This window comes from Rathayibacter sp. AY1A3 (assembly GCF_002930975.1).
Lineage (GTDB): Bacteria > Actinomycetota > Actinomycetes > Actinomycetales > Microbacteriaceae > Rathayibacter.
The window spans coordinates 23,707-48,071 of the sequence record NZ_PSTO01000030.1 but is presented as its reverse complement, the minus strand read 5'-3'; the positions used below and the strand labels follow the sequence as shown (position 1 = coordinate 48,071).

Below are 24,365 nucleotides of genomic sequence, written 5' to 3'. Positions count from 1 at the left end.
CCGGCCTCCTGGTGGTCGCCGCCGGAGTCGGCGGCATCGTCGGCGCCTACGTTCTGCTGCGGGTCCCCGCGCACCGTCGCCACGGCCGACCAGAGCATGAGGGCGATGAACGCGAGGATCACCACGGCCCGCCACGGGAGTGGTCCCGTCGGCCTCGATGAGGATCGCGATGCCCTCGCGAGCCGCCTCTCGGCGGCTGGGACGCCTGCGATGCCGTGCCCTCCTCCTCCACTGCTCGACCCTGGCGCCGACCCCCGGGGAGGAGGGGTCGCGTCGGTCCTGCCGCGGATCAGGCGGGGCCCTCCTGGAGCCAGCGGCGGAAGGTCTCGACCGAGTCCTTGTTGGTGGTGGTCGGGACGATGTGGCCGCCCTGGTAGCCGTCGCTGCTGTGGTACGCGATCGTCGCCTCCTTGGCGACGGGCAGCGCCAAGCGGCGGAGACGTCCGCCGTGGAGCTCGGCGGGAGCGAGCTGGTCGGCCGTGCCGGCGCTGACGCGCAGGCGGATGCCCTTCCACGCGTCCTGCGGCAGCCGGGCGGGGTTGGTCGCGCGCATCAGCGCCCGGTCTCCGCCGTACACCGCGAGGACGCGGTTCGGCTGGGTGTCGTCGCGCGCCGCGAGGTCCTCGACGTCGAAGACGCTGCTGGCGTGGTACGCCCCGTAGATGTTCGGCACCATCTTCTTCGCGTAGGCCCAGCACATCATCGCTCCGCCGCCGGAGTTCGAACGGAGGAAGCTCGCGCGGACGTTCCAGAGGCTCTGCACCCAGGCCGTGGCCGCCGTCTGCACGGCGAGCGCGGTGGGGTTGGTGTAGTTGCTCGGGCCGCCGAAGTCGGGGCTGATGCTGACGAAGCCCAGGTCGACGAGCGGATCCGCCGAGTAGCTGTACGCGTTGTCGAGGGCTTTGTAGCTGCTGCCGCTGGCGTGGTAGAACCAGGCGACCGGCACCGAGGAGCCTGAATTCGGCTTCGCCGAGTGCGGGACGAAGAGACGGGTGGAGTCGTTGCCGATCTTCACGTCGATGATCTCGTACGGCTTCCTGCCGTTCCTCGAGATCGCGGTGTCGAGGCGCGAGACCTCGCCCGGGAGCCTCGGGATCACGCTGTAGTTCGGCGCGGCGAGCGCCGGGGTCGCTACGAGAGCGGAGGCGGTCGCGGCGGCTCCGACAGCGGAGGCGGCGAGCAGGAGGCGGCGCGAGAGGCCGCGCGGGGTGTCAGTCATATCGAGAATCCTTCGGAGCTTTCGCCATCAGTGTCGAGTCGGCCGACCATTCCGAATTCGACGCACATGAAGTGACGTCCGGCCCCCCAACCCAATCGAGAGTGTACGGGCCGCGGATGACGCGTGGATGTCGTTCTCATCACGTCTGGTCGCTCGGGCGGGGATCAGCGGGAGGAGGGGAAGAGTCGGCGGGAGAGGCCCGAGGACTTCTCGGCCGTCTCGTGCACCACGAAGGGCACGGCGGAATCGGCGGAGACGACCCGCCTCGCCGCGGCGAGTTCGAGCGTCTCGCGGGAGAGGCCCTCGATGTCGACGGTGACCGCGAGGCCGGAGTCGGCCAGTCGCGTGGCGATCTGCACCTGGTGGTCGTCGACGTGCTCGCCGAACGAGGCGCGGCGCGGGACCAGGATCGGCACCCGGCCCTGCTCGATGGCGCTGAGCGCGGTGCCCACTCCCCCGTGCGCGATGACGACGTCGGCCGCCTTCATCGCAGCGTTGAGCTCGTCGTGCGGCACGGAGTGGCGGCCGTCGATCCCGAGCCCGGAGACGTCGTTCGCTCCGGTCTGCCAGAGCACCTCCACGCCCTCGAGCAGCGGCGCGAGCGCGGCGAAGAAGCGGGGGAACGGGTAGCCGTCCTGCGTGCCGACCGAGACCACGGCGCGGCGGATCGGCTGCGGGACGACGTCCTCGACGCGGTAGGTGTCGAAGATCGAGCCGCCGAAGCTCCAGCGGTCGTCGGCCCAGGAGCGGTACTGGGTGTAGGTCGAGACGGCGGGGACCCGGGCGAGGATCCGACCGGTCATCGACGGGCCGAGCACGCGGGCGGCGCTCTCGATGTAGTGCGCGGGGATGCCGCGCGAGGCCGCGAGCGGCAGGAAGGAGAGGGCGGGGCTGGCGCCGGTGCTGAAGACGGCGTCGAAGGAGCCGCGGGCCAGCAGGGAGCGGCCGATCATCGCATTGCGGAGCACCGGCATAACGGCGCGGGGCGGCGGATCGGCGAGGTGGGTCACGCGCCGGTCGGCGAGGAGCGTGCGGCTGAGGGCGCTGTCGACGGTCGCCCAGTGCTGCTCCTCCGGGTCGACTCCGAGGAGCCCCGAGAGGGCGAACATCTCCTTGAGATGCCCGCCGCCGGAGCAGACGAAGAGATACGAAGCCATACGCGCCTTCACTGGTGATGATCGAGATAACAGGCGTGTGGATGATCGATCGTCCGCCGAGAACGACCCCCCGGTCCCTGGTGCAGAAGTCGCCCGATCATAGCAGGGAGGGTCTCCGAGGGGCACTTCTCTGAGAGAACTGTTCACCTCGCCGGAAAGCGATAGGGGCTCATTCGACAGGCGATATCCGCTCACTTCTCCGGAGGGCGGAGAGCGATATCCGCTCGATTCGGGGATGACCGGGAACGCCCATCGAGCGCTCGATACCGGACTGGCCGATTCCCGTCGATCACCTGCACCGCACGGGCCGCGCGCGTAGCGTCGGACCACCGGCGCAGAGGCCGGTCGACCCAGGAGGAGCGCCATGAGCGACAACGAGCAGAACAGCCCCGTGATGGACGGAGCCGAGGACGCCAGCAACGACGAGAAGCTCGGCGGCCTGATCGACCAGGTCGAGCACGACCACGGAGCCGAGGGCGCCGGCGCGATGGCCGACGCGCTCCGCGACCGCGCCGACGAGACCGACACCGAGATCACCGAGGAGTCGGACGCGTCCGGCCCGGTCGAGGACAGCGGCACCGCCCAGGTGTGAGCGACGGGGCCCGGAGGACGACTCCGGGCCCCGCTCCCTGATCGCTGGGGAGAGCGGTGGGCCCTCCGGATCGCTCGTCAGAGCGGCCCGGCGAGCGCCGCCCGATGTGCACCGGAGCGGCCCGGTGAGCGCCGCCCCACCCCCAAAGGCCTGTTTGACGGTGCGGGAGCCGCCGGTCACCATGGCCGCATGTCCTCTCTCGACGAGCTGCGCGCCACCGCGCATCCGATCCGCCTCCGCCTGCTGTCCCTGGTGACGGGAGCGGCGATGAGCGCCGCGGAGGCCGCCCGCGAGCTGCAGCTGTCACAGGCGACGGCGAGCTACCACTTCCGCGTGCTGGAGCGCGCCGGGCTCGTGGCCGTCGTCGAGACCGTGCGCCTGCGGGGCGGCGAGGCGAAGCGGTACCGGCACGAGGCCTCCGGAAGGCCCTTCGACGTGACCGCGTCAGTGGACGCCGGGCCGGAGGAGGAGCGGGACCTGCACCTCGAGGCCCTGATCGAGGAGCTCCGGCGGCGCTCGTCGAGCCGGGCGGACGGTCCTCAGCTCTCGACGGACGCGGAGCTCTGGGTCGACCCCGAGGTCTGGCGGCGGGTGGTGCGGCACGTCGGGGAGGCGTCCGCCCTGCTGCACGCGGCGGCCCGGCCGCCGAGGACGCCCGGTACCGCGCCGGTGTCGATGACGACCGCGATGTTCCCGCTCCGCCGGCCGTGACCCGCGACGGGCGCGGGCCGCTGGCGCACGGTCCTCTTGCGCACGGCCCCTTCCGCTGGCTCCTCGCCGCCCGCACGACCGGCGTCCTCGGCAACGCCGTCGCTCCGATCGCCCTGGCCTTCGCCGTGCTGGACCTGACGGGCTCGCCGACGGACCTCGGACTCGTCGTCGCCGCGCGCTCCCTCGCCAACGTCGCCGTCCTGCTGCTCGGCGGCGTCCTCGCCGACCGGCTCCCCCGCTCCGTGATCCTCGTCGGCACCTCGCTCGCGGCAGCAGCCACTCAGGCCGCGGTCGCCGTGACGGTGATCACGGGGACGGCGACCGTCGCGGCCCTGGTCGTGCTCAGCGTGCTCAACGGCGCCGTCGCGGCGATGAGCCTGCCCGCCGCGGCCGCCCTCGTCCCCGAGACGGTGCCGGTCGGCGAGCTCCGCCCGGCCAACGCCCTGCTCCGCCTGGGCCTGAACGCCGGGAGCATCGTCGGCGCCTCGGCCGGGGCCGCGCTCGTCGCACTGGTGGGTCCCGGGTGGGGGCTGGCGGTCGACGCCGCGGGCTTCGCCCTGGCCGCGGTCCTCTACTCCCGTGTGCGGCTGCCGCGGACGGTCCGCTCGGGCCCGGGCGCCTCCGTCCTCGCCGACCTCCGCGAGGGGTGGCGGGAGTTCACGAGCCGGCGCTGGGTGTGGATCGTCGTGGCGCAGTTCACCGCCGTCAACGCCGCGTTCGTCGGCGCGACCACGGTCCTCGGCCCGGTCGTCGCCGACCGGTCCTTCGGCCGAGCGGCATGGGGACTCGTGATCGCCGCGCAGACCGTCGGCCTGGTGATCGGGGCCGTGATCGCGCTGCGCTGGCGGCCCCGCCGTGCGCTGGGGGCGGGCGTCGCCCTCATGGCGGTGACGGCCGTCCCGGTCGCCGCCCTCGGAGCCGTCCCGGCGCTCCCCGCCCTCCTCCTCGCCTTCGCCCTCGGCGGGGTCGCGCTCGAGATCTTCGCCATCGCCTGGGACCAGTCGCTGCAGACCCATGTCCCCCGCGAGGCGCTCGCCCGGGTCTACTCCTACGACATGGTCGGCTCCTTCCTCGCCGTGCCGCTCGGGGAGGCGCTCGTGGGCCCGCTCGCCGACCTCGTCGGGCTCGACCGCACCCTGCTCGGCTGCGCCGCGGTCGTCCTCGTCGCCTCGCTCCTCGCGGCCTCCAGCAGGAGCGTCCGCGGGGTGGGCACGGACCGTCCGCGGCCGCAGACGCTCTAACGCGTCCCGGGAGGTGCGGGTGAGGGGGCGAGCGGTCGGAGGTGCCGGAGGATCCGCTCCGACTAGGCCGCGAGCCCTCCCTCGGGAACCGGGGACGGACGGTCGTCACCGAGGAGCGGCGCCTGCTCGGGCTCGGCGGCGACGACCATGTCGCGCCCGGACGCGGGGGTGAGGAGCTCGCGCAGCCAGAGGCGGTTCACGGCGTGCAGCCGCGGATGATCGAAGCGGTACTCCAGCACCGCGTTCGGCTGCACGAGGATCGCGTGCGAGCGCGACTCCGACTCCTGCAGCGTCCTCCAGGTCAAGCGGAACGGCTGTCCCTGCTCCATCCGCGCGCGCACCGCGATCCGCACGTGCGCGAGCGTCCGGTCCTCGAACTCGATCCGGCGCCGCCAGGCGCCGAAGATCAGCACTCCCACAGGGGCTCTCCTCATCGTGTCGGTCGAGCAGCCCGCAGAACGGCGGGGGCGGCGGGCGCGAGGCTCGCAGGGCCGGACCGCCATCGGACGGTCCGGTCGTGGGGACCGGAGTAGAGGTGGGTCCGAGGCTGGTCCCTTCCCGGAGGTGTGCGGACGGAGTGCGCTCCCGCGTCAGTCGGCGAAGATCGCGCCGACCGGCTCGCGCTTCTCGGCCTGGAAGCGGTCCTCGGCGCGGCCGAGAGCCCAGTAGGCCGAGAGCGAGAGCGCCCGGCGCTCCACGCCCCACCCGTCCTGCAGGAGGGCGCGCAGCTGCTTCATCGCGGTGCGCTCTCCGTGCGCGAAGACCTCGAGCACGCCCTCGGGCCTCGGCTCGGCCCGGACGGCCGCGACCAGCGCCCGGCCGGCCTCGAGACCGCCGCGGTGCAGCCAGCGCACCTCCACTCCGGCCGGAGCGGGAAGATCGAGCTCGTCGGCGGCCGAGTCGACCTCGATCAGGACCAGGCCGCGCGCGTGCGCGGACATCCCCTCGAGGGCGGAGGCGATCGCCGGCAGAGCGGAGTCGTCGCCGAGCAGCAGGTGCACGGCCTCGGGGTCGGCGCTCGGCGACCAGGCGCCGCCGGGCGCGGAGAGGGCGATCCGGTCGCCGGGAGCCGCGGCGAGCGCCCACGGTCCCGCCACTCCCTCGTCCCCGTGCACGACGAAGTCGACGGCGATCGAGCGCCGCTCGAGGTCGACCGAGCGGACGGTGTAGGTGCGGCGCACGGGCAGCTGCTCGGGGGCGACGCTCGATCGGAGCGCGTCGAGGTCGAAGGGCGGCTGGAGGTCGGAGCCGCGCGGCGGGAGCAGGAGCTTCACGTAGCGGTCGGTCGCGGCGAGGCGCTCGGGGTCGGACTCGGCGAGGAACGCGTCGAGCCCGTCGCCGCCGAGGTGCACGCGGACGAGGTGGCCGGTGAGGCGCTCGGTCCGCAGCACGGTGAGCACGTGCTGGCTGCGGGCACGGCGCGGGCGGTCGGGGGACGGGGCGGCGTCGGTCATCCGTCCAGCATGCCCGGTCGCGCTCGGTGCGGGCCGAGTGCAGGCCGCTCGCGGGCGGGCGGGCGTCGAGGGGTCACGAACGGTCGCTTCGGGAGGACGGAAGGAGCCGTTCGTGACGCATCGGAGCAGGCCGAGGCGAGCCCGGGACGTCGCGGCGGCGCCGAGCGCGAGGCGGCGGCGCGGGCGCGCGTACGGACGAACGGGCGCCGAGGGGTCACGAACGGTCGCTTCCGACGGGCGGAGGGGACCGTTCTCGACGCATCGGAGCAGGCCGGGGGCACGGCCGGGACGTCGCGGCGGCGCCGAGCGCGAGGTGGCGGCGCGGGCGCGCGTACTGATGAGCGGGCGCCGAAAGGTCACGATCGGTCGCTTCGGGAGGACGGAAGGAGCCGTTCGTGACGCATCGGAGCAGGCCGGGGCGAGGCCGGGGCATCGCGGCGGGGATCCGCGCGAGGCGGCGGCGCGGGTGGGCGCTGATCCGTCGCTCACGGCCCGCGGAGGAGCGCAGGACGGGCCGTTCGCGACGGATCGGCGCGGGCCGGGCGCGACTGGGCGCCGCATGCGGAGCGAGCGCGGGCCTGCCGGAAGGCGCCGGGCGTCGATCCGTCACGAACGGCCCGTGCGGGAGGACGGAACGGGCCGTCAGCGACGGATCGGAGCGGGCCGCCGGAGGCCCGGACCGACGGAGCGGAGCGGACAGCAGCGCACGTCGGCGGAGCGGGCGGCGCCGCGCCCGGTCGGCGACGGCTGGGAGCGGGCCGCCGGAGGCCCGGACCGACGGAGCGGAGCGGACAGCAGCGCACGTCGGCGGAGCGGGCGGCGCCGCGCCCGGTCAGCGACGGCTGGGAGCGAGCGGCCGGAGGCCCGGACCGGCGGAGCGGAGCGGACAGCAGCGCACGTCGGCGGAGTGGGCGGCGCCGCGGCGGACGGCCCGGCGGGAGGCCGGTGGCGCGAGGTGCGCTCGCGCGGGGCGCGGCGGCGGGGCCGCGCCTACTCTCGCGGGATGACTGCGACGGCTCCGCGACTCCGGCACGACCGACTGGTCGCCCCCGACGTGCTGCGCGGAGTGGCGGTGGCGGCCATGCTCGTCGCGCACGCGATGCCGCTCGTGCCGAGCGCCCGCACGGGGGTCGTCGGGTTCCTGGCGTGGAACGTCAACGATCTCGCGTCGCCGCTGTTCGCGCTGGTGATGGGGATGTCGGCGGCCCTGGTGCTCGCGCGGCCCGGTGCCTCGCCCGGGCGGGTGCTGCTGCGGAACGCGATCCGCGGCGCGGTGCTCGTGGCGCTCGGCGTCTGGCTCGAGACCTGGGGCAGCTGGATCGCGATCGTGCTGCAGTACCTCGGCGTCGTGCTCGTGCTCGGCACGCCGCTGCTCCTCCTCCGCTCCCGGACGATCGCCGCGCTGGCCGCTGTGCTCGCGCTCGCCGCCGGGCCCGCGAACGCCGCGGTCGCCGCCGCATCCGGCTCTCCGCTCGCCCTCTGGCTCTTCACCGGGCCGAGCTACCGCGCGACCAACCTGCTCCCCTTCTTCCTCCTCGGAGCCCTGCTGCTGCGGCACGGCGCGCAGCGCGACCGCCTGCTCGCGGTGCTCGCGGCGGTCGCGGTCGTCGCGTATCCGGTGCGGCCGCTGGTCGCGCTCCTGCTCGGCGTGGAGTCGCCCTCCGGCAGCCTCCCGGACACCCTGCACGACCTCGGGCTCGTGCTCCTGGCCTACGTGGCGGTGGTGCTGCTGACCACGTCGCGCTCCACCGCGGTCCGACGGCTGCTGGTGCCGCTCCGGGCGATCGGCACGCTCGCGCTCTCGGTCTACGTGCTGCAGGTGGCTCTCGTCGCGGCGCTCGCGCGGGCGGGCCTCGGCTACTCCGCCGACACTCCGCTCGCCGCTCTCGCCCTCGTGCTCGGGCTGTGCGCGGCCGCCGTGCTGTGGTGGCGGCTCCTCGGTGCGGGCCCCGTCGAGCGGCTGACGGCGCGGCTCACCGGGCTCGTGCCGCGCTGAACCGCCGGCCGCCCGGACGAGCCCGCGGCGAGGACCTGAGCCCGCGGCGGCCCGCGGCGAGTTCGCCCGAGCTCACAAGGTCCGCGGCGACCCCGGCTGATCCGCCGACACCCGGCGGCCCGCACACGAGCGCAGGCCGCCGGGTGTCCCCTCCCTCAGCGCGCGAGCGCCGACGCCTCCTTCGCGAGGGCCGGGCCGTGCGCCGCGAGCACCAGGTCGCGCACCGCGGTGGCCGGGAGCGACGCGGCTCCGGCCGGCAGCAGGTCCGCGTCCGAGGCCAGCACGAGCGGAGTGTCCGCCGACGAGGACGGCAGCCTCCCGTGCGTGCCGCGCACGAGCGACGCGTCCAGGGGCACCAGGTTCATCGCGTAGCGCAGCCCCAGGGCCTTCTTGGCCAGGTTGCCCGCCGCCTTCGCCTTCACCAGCGGGTCGGCCGGATCGAAGAAGAGCTCGGCCGGGTCGTAGCCGGGCTTGCGGTGGATGTCGACGCCGCGGGCGAAGTCGGGCGCGCGGTCGTCGTCGAGCCAGTAGTAGTAGGTGAACCACGCTCCCGGCCGGGCGACCACGACGAACTCCCCCGAGCGCTCGTGGTCGAGGCCGTAGCGGGCCTGCGCCTCCCGGTCGAGCACCTCGTCGACGCCGTCGAGCCCCTCGAGGATCGAGCGCACCCGCGGCAGGTCCGCCGCGTCCTGCACGTAGACGTGGGCGACCTGGTGGTCGGCGACGGCGAACGCGCGCGACGTCCACGGGTCCAGCTGCTCGCGGCCGTCCTGCACGTAGACCTCGAGCAGGCCCTCGCGGCGGAGCGCCCGGTTCACGTCGACCGGGGTGTCGGCGTCGGCGATCCCGTACTCGGCGACCACGATCACCGACGCGCCCAGCGCCTCCGCGTCGTCGAGCAGCGGAGCGAGCACCACGTCGAGTTCCGACGCGGCCCGGCGCGCCTCGGGCGAGTCCGGTCCGAAGCGCTGGAGGTCGTAGTCGAGGTGCGGCAGGTACGCCGTGGTCAGCTCGGGCGGGCCGGAGCCGTCTCCGGCCAGCACATGCCGGGTCGCGTCGACCATCCACTGGGTCGAGCGGAGCGACGCGGTCGGCCCCCAGTACTGGAACAGCGGGAAGGCGCCGAAGCGCGAGACCAGCTCGTCGTGCAGCGCCGGCGGGCGCACGTACGCGTCCGGCGACTTGCGGCCGTCGGCGTGGTAGATCGGGCGCGGAGTGACGGTGACGTCGGTCGTCGCCCCCATCGCGTACCACCAGCCGATGTTGGCCGCGCGGTACGGCTCCCCGCTCAGCCGGCGCGCGGTCTCCCAGACCTTCTCCCCCGTGACCAGGCGGTTGTGCTGGCGCCACAGGTGCACCTCGCCGAGGTCGCGGAAGTACCAGCCGTTGCCGACGATCCCGTGCTGCGCGGGCATCGAGCCGGTGAGCATGGTCGACTGCACGCTGCAGGTGACCGCGGGCAGGACCGTGTCCAGCGGCAGGCGCCCGCCCCCGCGGGCCAGCCGCGAGAGGCGGGGCATGTCGGCGAGCGCCGTCGAGGTCAGCCCGACCACGTCGAGCAGCAGCACGGGCCTCACAGCGCCGCCGCCTGCGGGAGGAGGGGCGCCAGCAGCGCCTCGCGGGAGGCGGGCGTGAGCAGGTGCGCGGCCGCCCAGGCGAGCTCGGCGCCGATGCCCGTCGAGAGGTCGCTCGGGGCGTCGGCGAGCACCGACCAGGTGTAGGTCTCGACGTCGAGGTGGATCTCGTCGTACGGCCAGGCGGCGTCCACCGCCGAGACCGCCTCCGCCAGGACGGCCGTGGTCGCCGAGAGCGGCGCCTCCGGCCGGTGATGCAGCGGCACGTGGAAGTGCACGCGCCACGGGCCGGTGCCGGGGAGCGTGTCCAGCGCCTCGGGCAGGTCGTCGACGCGGAGCACCCCGTCGATCCCGTTCTCGCGGGTCTGGTGCAGGTAGCGCTTCTCGACGAACGGCGTGAGCGCGGCGCGGCCCGAGGGGTCCTCCAGGTGGAGCGCGGCCGAGGCCTGCACCTTGACCACGCGCAGACCCGCGTCGCGGATGCGGCGGACGGCCGAGACCGGGTCGGCGAAGGAGACGGCGAGGTGGCAGGTGTCCAGGCACACGCCTACGTACGCCGGGTCGACCACTCCGATGCGCGGGTGCAGCCAGTCGACGACGTCGTCCACGGTGTCGAGGATGCAGCCGGGCTCGGGCTCGACCGCCAGGCGGATCGCGTGGCCGGTGGAGCGGCGCAGGTCGCGCAGCTCCTCGACGAGCCGGGCGAGGTTCCGGCAGGCGGCCTCGTCCTGCTCCCGTCCCCAGCCCTCGCGCCAGCCCAGCGGCAGAGTCGAGATGCTGCCGTCGGCGCCGGCGGGCAGCAGGTCGGCCAGGATCCGCGCGCAGTCGATCGTGTACTGCAGGCGCTCCGGCGTGGTCCAGTCGGGGCGGTAGACGTCGAGCTTCACGACCTCGGCGTGGAACGCGGCGTACGGGAAGGCGTTGAGCGTGCGCACCTCCAGGCCGTTGCGCTGCAGGGCCGCGCGGAGGACGGCGCGGTCCTCGGCGCTGGCGACCAGGCGGGCCGCGAGGTCGCGCGGGATCCACAGGCCGACTCCGACCAGGGCGAGCCCTGCGGCCACGCGCGCGGGTCCGGCGTACACGTCGAGCTGGCGGACGACTCCGGCCAGGTCCTCGGCGGGATGGACGTTGGTGCAGTAGGAGAGGTGCATCACACGACCTCCGCCACGCGCGGCGCGCCCCGGAGCACGGAGTTGCCCTCGAAGGTGCGGCCGGCCGACTCCTGCACGTCGAAGCCCGCGACGGGCGAGAGGTCCAGGCGTCCGCTCTGCCCGTAGAACTCGACCGGGTTCTGCCAGAGCAGCCGGTCCACGTCGCCCGCGCTGAAGCCGGCGACGAGGAGGAGGCGGCCGGTCTTCGCGGTCGTGAGCGGGTCGGAGCGGCCCCAGTCGGCGGCGGAGTTGACCAGCACGCGGTCCAGCCCGATCCGCTCGACCAGCGTCACCAGGCGCGTCTCGTCCATCTTCGTGTCGGGGTAGATGGAGAATCCCATCCAGCAGCCGGAGTCGCGGACCGCGTCGACGGTGACCTCGTTGAGGTGGTCGACGAGGACCCGCCCGGGCTCGAGCCCCGAGTCGGCGACGACCTCGAGGGTCCGGCGGGTGCCCGACTCCTTGTCGCGGTGCGGGGTGTGCACCATCGCGGGGAGGCCGTGCTCGCCGGCGAGCTCGAGCTGCTGGCGGAAGACCTGGTTCTCCTCGGGGGTGAGCGAGTCGTAGCCGGTCTCGCCGACCGCGACGACGCCGTCCTTGGCGAGGTAGCGGTCGAGCTCGGGCAGGACGGCCCGGCAGCGCGGGTCGTTCGCCTCCTTCGGGTTGAGCCCGATGGTGCAGTGGTGGCGGATGCCGAACTGCGCGGCGCGGAAGCGCTCCCAGCCGATCAGGGCGTCGAAGTAGTCCGTGAACGAGCCGACGTTCGTGCGCGGCTGGCCGAGCCAGAAGGAGGGTTCGACGACCGCGCGGACGCCGGCGTCGAACATCGCCTGGTAGTCGTCGGTAGTGCGGGAGGTCATGTGGATGTGCGGGTCGAAGATGCGCATCGTCGCGCCTTTCTCATCGGTGGTGGTGCCCCGCGGTCGGGGCGGCGTTCGGGGGCGGTCAGCTCGGCAGGAGCACCGCCAGATCGTCCGGGAGCGGGCGCCCGGCCGCGCGGCGCTCGTCCGCGAAGCGGCCGGCCATCGCGCGCAGCTCGGCGTCGCTGCGCTCCTCCAGCCCGGCGACCGCCGCGAGCGGGACGCCGAGGAAGACGAGCTTGAGCACCCCGTGCCGCCAGGCGTGCGCATCGAGGTGGCGGCGGGCGAAGGAGCCCATCGCCGCGGCGACGAGCCGGGTGTCGTTGGCGCGCAGGGCGTCGGCGGTCAGCTCGAGGCCGGCGAGGGTCGTCGCCGGTCCCGGGTCGCCGAGGGCGTTCAGCCCGGCCAGCACTCCGCGGCGCTCGGCGCCGTCCCCGCCCCGGTAGAGGCGGAGGAGGAGAGCGGCCAGGTCGTCGTCGCCGAGCGCCTGCGCGGCGGCCTGCACCAGGGCGGCGCGGGCCGCGTCGTCGTGCGTGCCGTGGACGAGGCCGTGCGGGTCCTCGGCGGGCCGGAGCGGCTCGCGTCCGGCCTCGCGGCCCGCGGCGGGGAAGAAGCGCTCGATCCGCGTCGGGCGCTCGAGGACGGCGGCGCGGGCGGCCGCGGTCCACGGGTGCTCGGCGTGCGAGGAGGCGCCGCCGAGCGCCTCCTCCATCGCCGCGAGGCTCGCCACGGCCAGGCGGGGCGCGTCGTGCGAGTGCCGGGGCAGCTCGACGGCGGCGATCCCGCGGTAGCCGATCTCGGCGAGGGTCGCGAAGGCGGCCGCGAGGTCGAGCGATCCGGTGCCGAGCTCGAGGTGCTCGTGCCGCTCCGGGAGCATGTCGTCGACCTGCACGTTCAGGAGCAGGTCCCCGGCGCTGCGGAGGGCTCCGACCACGCCGTCCGGCTCCACCACGACGCAGTGGCCGAGGTCGACCGTCAGCCCGACCGACTCCGGGTCGCCGAGCTCGCGGCGCAGCAGCAGCGCGTCGGCGACCGTCTCCACCAGCATCCCCGGCTCGGGCTCGACGGCCAGCCGCACGCCGTGGCGCTCGGCCGTCGCGACGACGCCGCGCATCCGCTCGACGAGCAGCCGCCAGGCAGCGGCCGCATCGGCGCCCGCCGGCACGATCCCCGACCAGAGGGAGACGGCGTCGGCGCCCAGCAGCGCGGCGATCTCGATCGCGCGCTCGAGGAAGCGGACCCGGGGGCCGGCCTCCTCGTCGACCAGCGTGGGGCGGTGCTTCGCGAACGGGTCGAGCAGGTACCGCGCTCCCGTCTCGACGACCACGCGCAGGCCCAGCTCGTCGAGCCGCGACCGGAGCGCCAGCGTCCGCTCGCGCCAGTCGGCCGCGAAGGGATCGAGGTGCGGGTGCCCGAGGGTGAGCGCGACGGCGCGGTACCCCGCGGCGTGGATCACCGTGAGCGCGTCGTCGAGGGTGTGGTCGGCGAAGCCGTTGGTGCCGTAGCCGAGGACGGGTCCGGTGGTGCTCATGTGATGTCCGCCGTCCGCGGGCGGCGGAGCAGGAGGGAGCCGAGCGCGTCGAGCGCGAGCAGCGCCGCGCCCAGCTCGGGACGCTTCAGACCGGCGAGCGCGGCCTGCAGCGGGATCATCCCGGTGATGCCCGCGCGGGTGGCCGTCCGCGCGGCCGCGGCCGTCGGCGTCCGCACGGACTGCAGCTGCGCGGTGAGCACGAGCAGGAGCCAGCGCCCGAGGCCCGCGGCGACGACCGCGGCGGGGGCGGCCCGGCGCTCGGCCAGAGCGCCGGCCGCGGTGGACAGCGCGATCGCCGCGGTGCCGGCCGAGACCGCTCCCGCCGCGACCGGGGTGGTGCCGTGCACCTCGCCGTGCGAGAGCACGGTGACGCCGAGCGTGTGCGCGGCCACAGCGGCGGAGGCGGGGGCCGCCGCGCGCACGCCGTCGACGCCCGCGCCGAGCAGCACGTCGAGACCGCGGCAGGCCGCCATCACGACCGGGCCCAGCGGAGTCGGCTTCGCGAGCAGGTCGTACGACCAGATCCCGGCCGCGAGCGGCAGCGAGAGCGCGAGCGAGCGCCGCCCGTCCACGACGGCCGCCACGACGATCCCCGCCGCGGTCAGCGCGGCCGCCGTGCCCAGTGCCGCCGAGCGCCGGATGCGCCCCGAGGGGATCGGCCGCTCGGGCCGCTCCCGGGCGTCGAGCTCGGCGTCCGCGTAGTCGTTGAGCGCCATGCCCGCCGAGTAGAGCAGCGCCGAGGACAGCGGGAGCGCGACCGTGCGCGCTCCCACTCCGCGGCCCGCCCACGCTCCGCCCGCGACGGTGTCGCCGATCACGGTCAGCGCGGCCTTCGCGCGGACGAGCTCGAGGTAGTCGCGCAGCTCAGCCATCGCTCCGCGTCCCGCTCGTCACCGGGGTGCGGCGCTCGGCGACGAGCGCGCCGGTGCGGGCGGACCAGGCCACCAGCTCCGCGGTCTGCTCGGCGAAGCCGTGCACGTCGCTGCCCCACGGGTCCTTGAAGAAGAAGCCGAGCTCGCCGACCGGGCCCGAGACGCCGGCCTCGTCCGCGAGCGCCAGCAGGCGGGCGAGGTCGAGGATCAGCGGCGCCGCGAGGGCCGAGTCGTACGCCGACCAGATCGTCTGCACCGTGATCCGCGAGCCGAGGAAGCCCTCGGCGTGCACGTGGTCCCAGGCGGTCTTGACGTCGCCGAGGTCCGGGACGTTGTCGATGTGGAGCGGAGTGACGACGTCGTCGCCGAGGAGGCTGCGGAGTCCGCGGTTCTTCGAGACGAGCTTCGAGCGCACCGCCTCCGGGTCGGCGAGGGTCTGCCCGTCGCCGCCGCCGAGGAGGTTCGCCCCCGCCCAGGAGAGCACGCGCATCCCGCGCGCCGTGAACATCGGCGCGAGCACGCTGCGGAGCAGGGTCTCCCCCGTCTTGCCGTCCTGGCCGGCGATCGGGATCCCGGCCTCGGCGGCCCACTCCTCCAGGGCCGGCAGGGCCAGCGCGGTCGAGGGAGTGAAGCAGGCGTAGGCCGCGCCCGCGACGACGGCCGAGAGGGCGGCGATCGAGCTCGGCGGCAGGAGGCGCTCGCCCGGACGCGCCAGGGCGGCGCGCAGAGCGGCGAGGTCGTGGAACTCGGGACGGTCGGCCGGCAGCACCTCGGTCGAGGCGACGTCGATCACGACGACCCGGGCGAGGCCGTGGCGCTCGCGGAAGGCGACGATGTCGGCGGCCCGGCGGTCGATCTCCTCCTGCTGCGACCCGGCGTCGGAGGGGGCGAGGCGGATCTCGGCGTCGGTCGCGTCGATCCGGTCGGCCACCTCGGCGACGACCGAGGTCGGGAACATGCCGCCGGCCGCGAGGCCCGTGGCCTTCTCGAGCAGCGGGGTCGGCGAGACGTCGTGGCCGCCGATGACGATGTCGGCGAACCCGGCGAGCGGGACGTCCTCGAAGGCGGGGGTCGCGGTGGCGCAGCCCGAGCTGGGCGCGGCTCCGGCGGCGATGGCGTGCAGGCCCACGGCGGCCGTGGTGGCGACGCTGCCCCGGGCCCCGATCAGCCAGAGGCCGATGCGCCCGCTCGATCGGGGGGCGCCTTTGGTGGTGGTGTCGGACGAGGTCATCGTTCTCTCCTGTCTGGAAGGGCTGGCTGAGCGGCGATCGTCGGGGCGCACCCGGGCGATCGGAGTGGGGAGGGGCCTCGGCCGGGCGCGCGTCGCGCCTCCGGCCGGCCGTGTTGCGCAGGACCCGCACGCAGGGCCCGCCGAGATTGCGCGACCGTGCGTCGACTGGTTTCCTCAGGTGTGCTGTCCCCCGAACCCGTTCTCCGGGCCGAGAGAAGGAGCTGAGCGTGGCCGAGCGCGCGGGTACCGCGACCGGCGACATGCTGAGGCTGTTCGCCGACGGTCGACCGCGCACCCGCGCCGAGCTGGTCGAGGAGACGGGCCTCGCGCGGACCGCGGTGATGACGCGCCTGGAGCAGTTCTTCGACCTCGGACTGATCGCGCACCTCGACCGCGCTCCGTCGACCGGCGGCCGCCCCTCCGCGCGCCTCGTCTTCGACCCGGGCGTCCGCTCGCTCCTGGCCATCGACCTGGGCGCGGCGCACTCGACCATCGCGCTGACCGACTTCGACGGCCGCATCATCGCCGAGCGCCGCGAGGAGCTCGACATCGCGCAGGGCCCCGTGGCGGTCCTCGGGCACGCGCTCGACGTCTGCGACGGGATCCTCGCTGCGGCCGGGGTCGACCGCTCCGCCCTCGCGGGCATCGGGGTCGGCGTGCCCGGCCCGGTGGAGCACGCGAGCGGCCGCCCGGTGCGCCCGCCGATCATGCCCGGCTGGGACGGCTTCGACATCCCCGCCTTCGTGCGCCGGCGCTACGACACCACGGTGCTCGTCGACAACGACGTGAACCTGCTGGCGCTCGGTGAGCGGGCCTCGCGCTTCCCGCACGCCCTCGACCTGATGTTCGTGAAGGTCGGCACCGGCATCGGCGCGGGCATCGTCTCCTCCGGGCTGCTCCAGCGCGGAGCCCTCGGCTCCGCGGGTGATCTCGGCCACGTCCAGGTGCCGCGCACGGCCCCGGCCGCGGCGGGCGGTCAGGAGGGGGACCTCGAGGCGGTCGCGGGCGGCTCCGCTCTGGCCGCCGGGCTCGCCCGGGCGGGCCGCGACGTGCAGTCGGTGCGCGAGCTGATCGACCTGCTGAAGGCGCGCGATCCCGAGGCCGTGGAGGCGGCGCGGATCGCGGGACTCCAGCTCGGCGAGGTGCTGGCCACCTGCGTGAGCCTGCTGAACCCCTCCGTCATCGTGCTGGGCGGCGCGGTCGCCCTCGCCAGCCCGGAGATCCTGACGGCCGTGCGCTCGGTGATCGACGAGCGCTCCCTCCCCCTCGCGACGCAGCGGCTCGACGTGGTGACCGCCGAGCTGGGCGGCAGCGGGGGCGTGCGCGGTGCCGCGCTGATGCTGCGCGGGCACCTGCTCAGCCCCGCCGTGGTGGACGGCTTCCTCGAGCAGCTGCGCGCCGAGGGGCGGGCGGTCCGCTAGAGCGGCGGCCGCGCGCCCGGAGGCGGCGGGCCGCGCCGGCGCGATCCCCCGCGGACCGCGTCGGCCGCACCCGGTCAGGAGCGGACCTCCGCGCGGTCGGCGTCCTCCGGCTGGGCGCCGAGAGCGGCGGCGACGGCGGCGTCGATGCGCGCCTGCTCCCCCGCGGCCCGGCGGCGGCGGCGGACGACGGCCAGCACGATGAGCCCGATGAGCAGGGCGAGGAGGAGCACGGCGCTCCACGGCACGGCCGCGGCCGAGGTCTCGGCGGTGGCGACCGGCACGTCGGGGACGACGACGGCGGAGTCGGCCTGCGCGGCCTGGTCGGCGGTGACGACGGTGCCCGAGAGCGCGGCGCGGGCGGTCGCGACGAAGAGCGGCCAGACTCCGGCGACGGTCACGGTGCGCGAGACGGAGGTTCCGGGGAGGAGCTCGGGCAGCGGCTCCGGGTCGGTCGCGGACACCGGCGCGAGGCCGAAGAGGCCGGCGACGCTGATCTCGGCGCCCGGCGCGATGCGGGTGTTGCCCGCGTTGGTCACGGTGTAGTCGACGGTCGCGGAGCCGGGGGCGAAGGGGTTCCAGCCGCCCTGGTACGAGACGGCGAGGCCGTCGATCGACAGGCGCGGGGCGAGCTCGCCGCCGACGCGGAGGTACATCCGCGAGCCCAGGCGCCGGTCGACCGAGACTCCGGTCTCGCCCTGCACCAGGATCGAGGAGACGACGCCCGCGGCGTAGTCGCCCGGGGTCACGTCGTCGGGGACGACGACCTCGAACGGGACCTGCACGCTCTCGCCGGCGGGCACGGTGACCTCGGGCTCGGGGAACGCGATCCAGCTGCCGAGCTGCGTCGAGGGCTCCGCGGCGGGGAGCAGGTCGAGCTGGCCGGCCTCGGTGATGAAGCCGTCGGAGCCGTAGACGCGGAACGTCTGCTCCTCGTCGTCGTAGTTGGAGACGATCAGGGCGTCGCTGAGGCGTCCGCCGGGATCGAGGGCGTACGCGTAGTTCGGCCGCTCGCTGCCCTGCTCGGTGTCGGCGGGGCGCACCCCCCAGGTGACCGGCGTGGAGGCGGGGTCCGCCTCCTGGGCACCCGCCTGAGCCGAGAGGCCGCCGGCTGCGAGGAGCGTCATCAGCAGCAGGGCGGCGGTGGTGCGGGAGGTGCGTGGCATGAGCGACATCGATCAGGCTTCCGTTGCAAGGGGGGATGCCTCCCCGCGGGACGCCGCTCCGGTACGCGGCACGCCGAGCGGGGCGGACCGGAGTGGCGTCTCGCGGAGAGACGGGGTGAGGGTGGGGCGGCCCGGAGGCCGCCCCACCGGTGCTAGCCGAGCGCGGTGAGCGTCAGCGTCGCGGTGTAGGTGCCGGTTCCGACCGAGAGCGGGAGCTTCAGGTCGAGGTCGGCGCCCAGGACCGAGGATCCGGTCGGGTGCTGCGCCGCGGCGGAGCCGAGGACGCGGGGCGTGGCGAGGCCGTTGCCCGAGTCGAACCCGGAGGGGACGGCTGCGCCGGCGACGGCACCGCCCGTGTTCTCCAGGACCTCGGGGGTCCAGCCGAGGTGCTTGCCCGAGAACGTCTTCTCGCCGGAGCGGAAGTCGCTCAGCTGGCCGGTGACCGACCAGGCCGGGCCGTTGAGGCGGGTGTCGGTCACGCGGACCGGCACGAGCTCACCGGAGGCGGCGAAGTGGTCGCCCTGCTCCTCGGCGACGCCGAGGTTCACCAGGTTGCTGGTGCCCTCGAGCGTCCAGGTCAGCTCGCCCTTGTTGGCCTCGGGGACGATGACGGCCACAGCCTGGTCGCCGGCCGCCGCAGCGCCCGCCGCCGTTCCCGTGAAGGTGCCGTCGACTCCGGCGGCGGTGTTGCCCGCGCCGAAGTTGACCGCCGGCGCGTTGTCGGCGAGCGCGATGCGCCCGCCGACCGTCGAGCCCGCGAGCTGGACGTTGCCGGAGTTGCCCGAGAGCGTGAGGTTCCCGCCCACCGTGTTGCCGAGCGCCGAGGCCGAGCCGTCCTCGTTCGCGCCCAGGAGGACGCCGCGCGAGGAGCCGGTGACGGCGAGCGAGCCGCCGACGATGGCGCCCTGCACGTTCACGCCGAAGTCGCTGCCGGCGAAGGTGGCGTCGCCGCCGACGCTGGTGCGGTCGACGTCGACGTAGTTCGCCGCGTCGGTGCTGACCGAGCCGTCGACCGAGAGGTCGCTGAACTCGACGTCGATCCCGCCGGCCTCGACCATGCCGCCGACCGTGAGGTCGCGCAGGTAGAGGAAGCCGTTGCGGCTGCCGTCCGAGAACGAGACGACGTCTCCGCCGACGCTGGTGCCGTCGATCGAGATGCCGTACGCGTCGGTGCCGATGACGTCGCCGCCGATGGTCGCCGAGGTGGCGTCCAGCCAGGCGTCGTCGCCGACGATGACGTTGCCGGTGACGGTCACGTTGCCGAGCACGCAGGTCTGGCCCGCGCCGACGTTGAGGTCTCCGGTGATCGTCTGGTTCCCGAGCTCGGTGGTGCAGTCCGTCGTCGCCGCGAAGGCGGACGGTGCGGCGACCATCGCGAGGGAGGCGGCCGCGAGGACCGCCGTGGGCGTCTTCCACTTCATGGGGGTTCTCCTCGGTGCGCTCGTGCGCGTCGTGCTGGTGGTGGTGCTGTCGGTGCGGCGCGCGCGGCGCGGGCTGCGCTCAGCCACGGAGCGCAGCGATCGCGGAGTAGCTGCGGGAAGCGGCCTCGAGGGAGTTCCCCGTGCTCGGCGGCGTCGCCAGCGTGGGAGCGGTGTCCTGCTCCCAGACGCCGAAGCGCTGGCCGCGGTCGCGCAGCTCCGAGAGGAACGCCTGGTAGGGCAGGTTGCCCGCGCCGAACTCGACGATGTCGTAGCCGTTGGTGTTGGCGTTGTTCGTCTTGCCGTCCTTGAGGTGCAGGATCGGGTAGCGGCGCGGGTTGCGCTTGATGTAGTCGAGCGGCTCGAAGCCCGGGTAGAGCTTCTTGCCGACGTACGCCCAGTAGACGTCCATCTCGAGGTACACGTGACGCGGGTCGGTGTTGTCGTAGAAGAGGTCGTACAGGCGGGTCTTGGGGTCGTCCGTGGCGAACCCGAACTCACCGGCGTGGTTGTGCTGGTAGAGCTTCATGCCCGCGGCCGAGACCTGCTGGCCCCACTTGTTCCACTCCTCCGCCGCGGCGAGGTAGCCCGCCTTGGTGTTGACGTTGGTGGGCGCGTTGCCGGTGCCGAGGTGCGGCGTGCCGAGGATCTGCGCGATCTCGATCTGCTTGCCCAGCTCCGAGCGGAGGAGGTTGGTGCCGACGTGCGAGCCGACGGCGCGGAGGCCGTTGTCGTCGAGCAGCTGGCGGATCTGCTGCGGGGTGATCGCTCCGACGTTGCCCTGGGTGTACCCGGCGAACTCGATCTCGCTGTAGCCGATGCGGCCGAGCTCCTCGAAGACGGCCCGGAAGCCGAGCGACGAGACCTTGTCGCGGACGCTGTAGAGCTGGATGCCGATGCGGTTGATCGGGACCAGGCGCGTGGATCCGGACGAGGGCGCGGGGGCGGCCGTGGCGGGTGCCGCGAGGGCTCCCGCTCCGACGCCGACCGCGACGGTCGATGCGGCCAGGGCCGTCATCAGCGAGCGCCGGCTCATCGGCTTGGCCGTGATGGATGCGTGGTGGTGGTGCATCATTTCTCCTTCGAAATGGCAGATGGTGCAGGGGGTGGGGGGCCGGCCGGCCCGGTCGAGCCGGCCGGCCCCTGCGCGGGGGCTACTGCTGGACGGTCAGGTTCAGCAGCGCCGACGCGGCGTTGGTGTCCGCCGTGGCGGTGTGGGTGACGGTCAGCTTGTAGCTGCCCGCCGCGAGCTTCGGGAGCGTCACCACGACGTGCCCGTTCTCGTCGAGGGTCCCGGTGAGCATCGCGACGGTGGAGAGGTTCCTCTTCACCATCACGCTCACCTGACCGGTGCCGGCGACACCCGTCGAGGACTTCGCGTCGACCGTGACCTGCGCGCTGGCGCCCGGCTTGACCGGGTTGGGCGAGACGGTCGCGGTGAGCTCCGAGGCGGCCTTCGAGACGATCAGGCGGGCGGTGCCCTCCGAGGCCTTGAAGGTGGCGTCCGAGCCGTACGCCGCACGGAGGGTGTGGGTGCCGGCGCCGAGGGTCTTCGGCAGGGCGAAGGTCGCCTTGCCGTCCTTCAGCGTCGCGCGGCCCAGCTCGGTGGCGCCCTCGTAGAGGACGACCTCTCCGCCGGGGTTCCCACCCTGACCGGTGACCGTGACGGTCGCCTCGCCGGGTGCCCCGAAGGTCACGCGGGGAGCCGAGAGCGCCACGGTGGTGGTCGACGCGGCGGTCGGGGCGTTCGCCGCGGCCAGGTCGATCGTGAACTTCACCGTGCCGACCGCCGAGACGTTGCCGCCGGTGTCGGTGGCGCGGTACTGGATCGTCCGGGCGCCGTTCGTGGTGAACGGGACCGTGTACGCGCCGTTGACGGCGCGGACCGTGGTCCACGTCGTGCCGTTGTCGGCCGAGTACTGGACGGTGGAGAGCGCTCCGTTGTCCGTGGCGGTGAGGCCGAGGGTCACGGGCTTGTTGTAGACGCCGCCGACGCCCGCAGGCGCTGCCGGGTCGAGGGTCGCCGCGACGGTCGGAGCCGTCTTGTCACCGGCGCCGGCACCCTGGAAGGTGAGGGAGTCGAGCGACAGGCCGCTGGGCGAGGTCACGTAGAGCGAGCCGGTGCCGCGGGGGACGTTGGTGCCGAAGGGGACGAGGACGTCCTTCCAGCCGGCTCCCGCGGGGATGGTCGCCGTTCCGAAGGGCGCTGCGTCGGCAGCGTTCCAGCGGAGGTCGACGGTGCCCTCACCGGTGGCGCGGACCACGACGCCGGTCAGGTTGGCGAAGTTCACCGGGTCCCAGCGCAGGAAGGATCCCGCACCGAGTCCGCTGACGGCGTTGCCGCCGCTGGCGGTGGTGTCCGCGTAGGGCAGGACGCCCTCACGGGCGGCGTGCTCCGCCTCCTGCGTCTTCGGGTTCAGCCGCAGCGTCGCCTCGGCCGCAGCCGGGGGCAGGCCGTTGAAGCCGCCGTCCGTGTAGGTCACGACGACGGTGCCGTACAGCAGCGCGCCGGGGCCGTGCTCGGGCGAGTCCTTGGACGTCGGGAACGCTCCCTTGGCACCGGTGCCGGTGACCTCGGGGTGGGCGTGCTCGTCGTGGCCGAGGCCGTAGGTCCAGCCCACGCGGCTGCTGACGATCTGATCGCCGTCCTCAGCGTCCTTGCCGGTCACCTGGTAGGGGATCGCGTCGCCCCAGCTGAAGAACGAGCCGTTGCCGGGCGTCTGGATCTGGATCTGCGGCGCCTGGTTGCCGACCGAGATGACCCGCGAGGTCAGGCTGAACTTGCCCTTGGCGTCGGTGACGCGCAGACGGGCCGTGAACTGTCCGAGCTCGGTGTAGGTCTTCTTGACGGTCACTCCGGTGGCGTCGAAGGTGCCGTCGCCGTCGAAGTCCCAGTCGTAGGTGAGCGCGTCGCCCTCGGGGTCGGTCGATCCCTTGGCGTCGAACGTGACCTCGAGCGGGGTCTGCGAGGCGGACAGGGGGGTCGCGGTGAAGCGGGCCTGCGGCGCCTTGTTGCCCTCGGCGTAGTCGATCCGGTACAGGCCCGCGTCGGGGTTGGCGCGGAAGAATCCGTCGCCGTACTCGATCACGTACATCGACCCGTCGGGGCCGAACTCCATGTCCATCGGGTTGTCGTGGATCGGCTGCGCGGCCTGGCTGAGCGCCGCGTTGGGGAGGAAGTCCTCGATGTGCGTGACCGCGCGGTCCTCATCGAGCGTGAACGCCGCGATGTAGTCCTGCGAGAACTCGCCGAAGAAGGTCTTCTTGTCCCAGTACTCCGGGAACTTCGACGTCGAGGGGTTGTCCGCGTCGAAGTGGTACACCGGTCCGCCCATGGGGCCCTGGCCGGTGCTGGTCCCGAAGTTGACGAGCTCGTCGAACGGCTGGTCGCCGGGGTTGTCGCCGTAGTAGACGGTCGCCGCCTTGGCGTCCGGGATGTCGACGAGGCCGGTGTTCCAGCGCGAGTTGTTCTTCAGGTTCTCCGGGTCGAAGAAGCCGCGGGGCGTCGACGTCTCGAAGTTCCACTCGTTGTACGGCGCGTTGGGTCCGTGGACGTAGGGCCAGCCGGAGTTGTGCGGCTCGTCCAGTCCGGTCGCGTTCCACTCGACGAGGCCCATCGGGCCGCGGACGCCGTCGGCCGCAGCGGCCTTCGTGGCGTCGGGGCCGTAGTCGCCCCAGGAGAGGGTGTTCGTCTCGGCGTCGACGTCGATCTTGAACGGGTTGCGGACGCCCATCACGAAGATCTCGGGGCGGGTCTTCTCGGTTCCCACCGGGAAGAGGTTGCCGTCGGGGATCGTGTACGAGCCGTCCTCCTGCACGGTGATCCGGAGGATCTTGCCGCGGAGGTCGTTCGTGTTGCCGGCGCCGCGACGCGAGTCGAAGCCCGGGTTCATGCGGGGCGCGTCGTTGTTCGGCGCGAAGCCCGCGGCACCCGGAGCGCTCGCCGGCGTGTTGTCGCCGGTGGAGAGGTACAGGTTGCCGTCGGCGTCCCAGTCGAAGTCGGCACCCACGTGGCAGCACTGCCCGCGCTGGGTCTCGATGTCGATGATCTTCTGCTCGCTCGCGAGGTCGAGGCCCGAGCCGGTCCACTTGAACCGGGAGAGGCGGTTGATGCCCTTCCACTGGTCCCAGTAGCTGTCGGTCGCGCCCTCGGGCAGCATGTTCGGAGCCGCGCCGGTCGGGGTGTTCCCGGGGGGCGCGTAGACGAGGTAGACCCACTTGTTCTCGGCGAAGTCGGGGTCGATGCCGACGGACTGCAGTCCGTCCTCCGAGTTCTGGTACACGGGGATCGTGTTGACGACACGGGTGGTGCCGGTCTTGGGGTCGGTGTGGCGGATCTCGCCGTTCCGAGCGGTGTGGAGGACCGACTTGTCCGGGAGGACGGCCAGGTCGAGGGGCTCGCCGACGTTCTTCGTCAGCAGGACCTTCTCGTAGTTGCTCCAGTCGAGAGCGGATGCTCCGCCCTCGGAACCGTGGTCCACTCCGTCGTGGGCCGAGGCGGGCAGGCCGAGGGCGGTGAGTCCGGAGACCGTCACCATCCCGGCGATGCCGAGTGCGAGAAGACGCCTGATGCTTCTTCTCGAGGATCGCTTACCATTCATGCGTGATGTGATTCCTTCAATGAGGTGTTCATCGCAGAGGCCGGGTCCGTCGCTGTCCGCACGACTGAGCGGATCCGGTCTCCTCCTGTCCGGCCCTGGGGCCGGTGTCTTGCACTCCTCCTCCTCTCGCGGATGCCGGTGGCGCTGCGCTGCGGGTCGTCAGTGATCCCGGG

General features: G+C 73.9%; 19 protein-coding genes. 5 read left to right on the top strand and 14 right to left on the bottom strand.

The window, feature by feature from the left end; genetic code table 11:
• Positions 1–289: 289 nt before the first annotated feature.
• Both C5C10_RS13345 and C5C10_RS13340 read right to left on the bottom strand, forming a co-directional pair.
• Positions 290–1,219 carry a S9 family peptidase gene (locus tag C5C10_RS13345; protein ID WP_104329468.1) on the bottom strand — a complete coding sequence of 310 codons (930 nt, stop codon included), beginning with the start codon at positions 1,217–1,219 and terminating at the stop codon, positions 290–292.
• A gap of 164 nt (positions 1,220–1,383) precedes the next feature.
• Positions 1,384–2,376, bottom strand: a complete 993-nt coding sequence (locus C5C10_RS13340; protein WP_181073465.1) for a glycosyltransferase — start codon at positions 2,374–2,376, stop codon at positions 1,384–1,386.
• A gap of 364 nt (positions 2,377–2,740) precedes the next feature.
• Here C5C10_RS13340 and C5C10_RS13335 point away from each other — a divergent pair, with 364 nt between their 5' ends.
• The 3 genes from C5C10_RS13335 (at position 2,741) to C5C10_RS13325 (ending at position 4,920) form a co-directional block, all read left to right on the top strand.
• On the top strand, positions 2,741–2,968 hold the full coding sequence (locus C5C10_RS13335) for a hypothetical protein (RefSeq protein WP_104222474.1): 228 nt from the start codon (positions 2,741–2,743) through the stop codon (positions 2,966–2,968).
• Positions 2,969–3,157: 189 nt separating this feature from the next.
• Positions 3,158–3,679, top strand: a complete 522-nt coding sequence (locus C5C10_RS13330; RefSeq protein ID WP_104222473.1) for a helix-turn-helix domain-containing protein — start codon at positions 3,158–3,160, stop codon at positions 3,677–3,679.
• The gene (locus C5C10_RS13325) at positions 3,676–4,920 is read left to right on the top strand and encodes an MFS transporter (protein ID WP_258060583.1); all 1,245 of its coding nucleotides are present in this window, start codon (positions 3,676–3,678) and stop codon (positions 4,918–4,920) included. Before C5C10_RS13330 ends, C5C10_RS13325 begins: the two co-directional genes overlap by 4 nt.
• 62 nt (positions 4,921–4,982) lie before the next feature.
• Here the strand turns inward: C5C10_RS13325 and C5C10_RS13320 are convergent, their stop codons facing one another.
• Positions 4,983–5,339, bottom strand: coding sequence for a hypothetical protein (locus tag C5C10_RS13320; RefSeq protein ID WP_104329466.1), 357 nt, complete (start codon positions 5,337–5,339; stop codon positions 4,983–4,985).
• Between the two features lie 171 nt (positions 5,340–5,510).
• The gene (locus C5C10_RS13315; protein ID WP_104329465.1) at positions 5,511–6,374 is read right to left on the bottom strand and encodes a siderophore-interacting protein; all 864 of its coding nucleotides are present in this window, start codon (positions 6,372–6,374) and stop codon (positions 5,511–5,513) included.
• A gap of 1,003 nt (positions 6,375–7,377) precedes the next feature.
• Between C5C10_RS13315 and C5C10_RS17900 the strand changes: the two genes are divergently transcribed.
• On the top strand, positions 7,378–8,370 hold the full coding sequence (locus C5C10_RS17900) for a DUF418 domain-containing protein (protein WP_181073464.1): 993 nt from the start codon (positions 7,378–7,380) through the stop codon (positions 8,368–8,370).
• Positions 8,371–8,525: 155 nt separating this feature from the next.
• Here C5C10_RS17900 and C5C10_RS13305 read toward each other — a convergent pair whose 3' ends face one another.
• From C5C10_RS13305 to C5C10_RS13280, 6 genes are read right to left on the bottom strand one after another with little or no spacing between them, the layout of a single operon-like run.
• Positions 8,526–9,947: an alkaline phosphatase family protein gene (locus C5C10_RS13305; RefSeq protein WP_104233534.1), complete on the bottom strand. Its 1,422-nt coding sequence runs from the start codon at positions 9,945–9,947 to the stop codon at positions 8,526–8,528.
• On the bottom strand, positions 9,944–11,095 hold the full coding sequence (gene eboE / locus C5C10_RS13300; protein WP_104329472.1) for a metabolite traffic protein EboE: 1,152 nt from the start codon (positions 11,093–11,095) through the stop codon (positions 9,944–9,946). The genes C5C10_RS13305 and eboE overlap by 4 nt, the downstream gene beginning before the upstream one ends.
• Positions 11,095–11,982 carry a TatD family hydrolase gene (locus C5C10_RS13295; RefSeq protein ID WP_104329463.1) on the bottom strand — a complete coding sequence of 296 codons (888 nt, stop codon included), beginning with the start codon at positions 11,980–11,982 and terminating at the stop codon, positions 11,095–11,097. Before C5C10_RS13295 ends, eboE begins: the two co-directional genes overlap by 1 nt.
• A gap of 58 nt (positions 11,983–12,040) precedes the next feature.
• Positions 12,041–13,486 carry an EboA domain-containing protein gene (locus C5C10_RS13290; RefSeq protein WP_104329462.1) on the bottom strand — a complete coding sequence of 482 codons (1,446 nt, stop codon included), beginning with the start codon at positions 13,484–13,486 and terminating at the stop codon, positions 12,041–12,043.
• Positions 13,483–14,358 carry an SCO3242 family prenyltransferase gene (locus C5C10_RS13285; RefSeq protein ID WP_219813264.1) on the bottom strand — a complete coding sequence of 292 codons (876 nt, stop codon included), beginning with the start codon at positions 14,356–14,358 and terminating at the stop codon, positions 13,483–13,485. Before C5C10_RS13285 ends, C5C10_RS13290 begins: the two co-directional genes overlap by 4 nt.
• The gene (locus tag C5C10_RS13280; RefSeq protein WP_104329461.1) at positions 14,351–15,589 is read right to left on the bottom strand and encodes an inositol-3-phosphate synthase; all 1,239 of its coding nucleotides are present in this window, start codon (positions 15,587–15,589) and stop codon (positions 14,351–14,353) included. The genes C5C10_RS13285 and C5C10_RS13280 overlap by 8 nt, the downstream gene beginning before the upstream one ends.
• A gap of 227 nt (positions 15,590–15,816) precedes the next feature.
• Here C5C10_RS13280 and C5C10_RS13275 point away from each other — a divergent pair, with 227 nt between their 5' ends.
• The gene (locus C5C10_RS13275) at positions 15,817–17,010 is read left to right on the top strand and encodes an ROK family protein (protein WP_258060580.1); all 1,194 of its coding nucleotides are present in this window, start codon (positions 15,817–15,819) and stop codon (positions 17,008–17,010) included.
• 74 nt (positions 17,011–17,084) lie between these two features.
• Here the strand turns inward: C5C10_RS13275 and C5C10_RS13270 are convergent, their stop codons facing one another.
• The 4 genes from C5C10_RS13270 to C5C10_RS13255 form a co-directional block, all read right to left on the bottom strand.
• On the bottom strand, positions 17,085–18,173 hold the full coding sequence (locus C5C10_RS13270) for a hypothetical protein (RefSeq protein WP_146082166.1): 1,089 nt from the start codon (positions 18,171–18,173) through the stop codon (positions 17,085–17,087).
• Positions 18,174–18,325: 152 nt separating this feature from the next.
• Positions 18,326–19,594 carry a hypothetical protein gene (locus C5C10_RS13265; RefSeq protein WP_104226600.1) on the bottom strand — a complete coding sequence of 423 codons (1,269 nt, stop codon included), beginning with the start codon at positions 19,592–19,594 and terminating at the stop codon, positions 18,326–18,328.
• Between the two features lie 79 nt (positions 19,595–19,673).
• A complete protein-coding gene (locus C5C10_RS13260; RefSeq protein WP_219813126.1) occupies positions 19,674–20,663 on the bottom strand; it encodes a sugar phosphate isomerase/epimerase in 990 nt (329 codons plus the stop codon).
• A gap of 82 nt (positions 20,664–20,745) precedes the next feature.
• Positions 20,746–24,192 carry a PQQ-dependent sugar dehydrogenase gene (locus C5C10_RS13255; protein WP_181073463.1) on the bottom strand — a complete coding sequence of 1,149 codons (3,447 nt, stop codon included), beginning with the start codon at positions 24,190–24,192 and terminating at the stop codon, positions 20,746–20,748.
• Positions 24,193–24,365 lie beyond the last annotated feature (173 nt).

Bases quoted from the DNA above. Each gene is read 5' to 3' on its own strand.
- C5C10_RS13345 (WP_104329468.1), bottom strand. From the start codon at position 1,219: ATGACTGACACCCCGCGCGGCCTCTCGCGCCGCCTCCTGCTCGCCGCC.
- C5C10_RS13340 (WP_181073465.1), bottom strand. From the start codon at position 2,376: ATGGCTTCGTATCTCTTCGTCTGCTCCGGCGGCGGGCATCTCAAGGAG.
- C5C10_RS13335 (WP_104222474.1), top strand. From the start codon at position 2,741: ATGAGCGACAACGAGCAGAACAGCCCCGTGATGGACGGAGCCGAGGAC.
- C5C10_RS13330 (WP_104222473.1), top strand. From the start codon at position 3,158: ATGTCCTCTCTCGACGAGCTGCGCGCCACCGCGCATCCGATCCGCCTC.
- C5C10_RS13315 (WP_104329465.1), bottom strand. From the start codon at position 6,374: ATGACCGACGCCGCCCCGTCCCCCGACCGCCCGCGCCGTGCCCGCAGC.
- C5C10_RS17900 (WP_181073464.1), top strand. From the start codon at position 7,378: ATGACTGCGACGGCTCCGCGACTCCGGCACGACCGACTGGTCGCCCCC.
- eboE (WP_104329472.1), bottom strand. From the start codon at position 11,095: ATGCACCTCTCCTACTGCACCAACGTCCATCCCGCCGAGGACCTGGCC.
- C5C10_RS13295 (WP_104329463.1), bottom strand. From the start codon at position 11,982: ATGCGCATCTTCGACCCGCACATCCACATGACCTCCCGCACTACCGAC.
- C5C10_RS13290 (WP_104329462.1), bottom strand. From the start codon at position 13,486: ATGAGCACCACCGGACCCGTCCTCGGCTACGGCACCAACGGCTTCGCC.
- C5C10_RS13285 (WP_219813264.1), bottom strand. From the start codon at position 14,358: ATGGCTGAGCTGCGCGACTACCTCGAGCTCGTCCGCGCGAAGGCCGCG.
- C5C10_RS13280 (WP_104329461.1), bottom strand. From the start codon at position 15,589: ATGACCTCGTCCGACACCACCACCAAAGGCGCCCCCCGATCGAGCGGG.
- C5C10_RS13270 (WP_146082166.1), bottom strand. From the start codon at position 18,173: ATGCCACGCACCTCCCGCACCACCGCCGCCCTGCTGCTGATGACGCTC.
- C5C10_RS13265 (WP_104226600.1), bottom strand. From the start codon at position 19,594: ATGAAGTGGAAGACGCCCACGGCGGTCCTCGCGGCCGCCTCCCTCGCG.
- C5C10_RS13260 (WP_219813126.1), bottom strand. From the start codon at position 20,663: ATGCACCACCACCACGCATCCATCACGGCCAAGCCGATGAGCCGGCGC.
- C5C10_RS13255 (WP_181073463.1), bottom strand. From the start codon at position 24,192: ATGAATGGTAAGCGATCCTCGAGAAGAAGCATCAGGCGTCTTCTCGCA.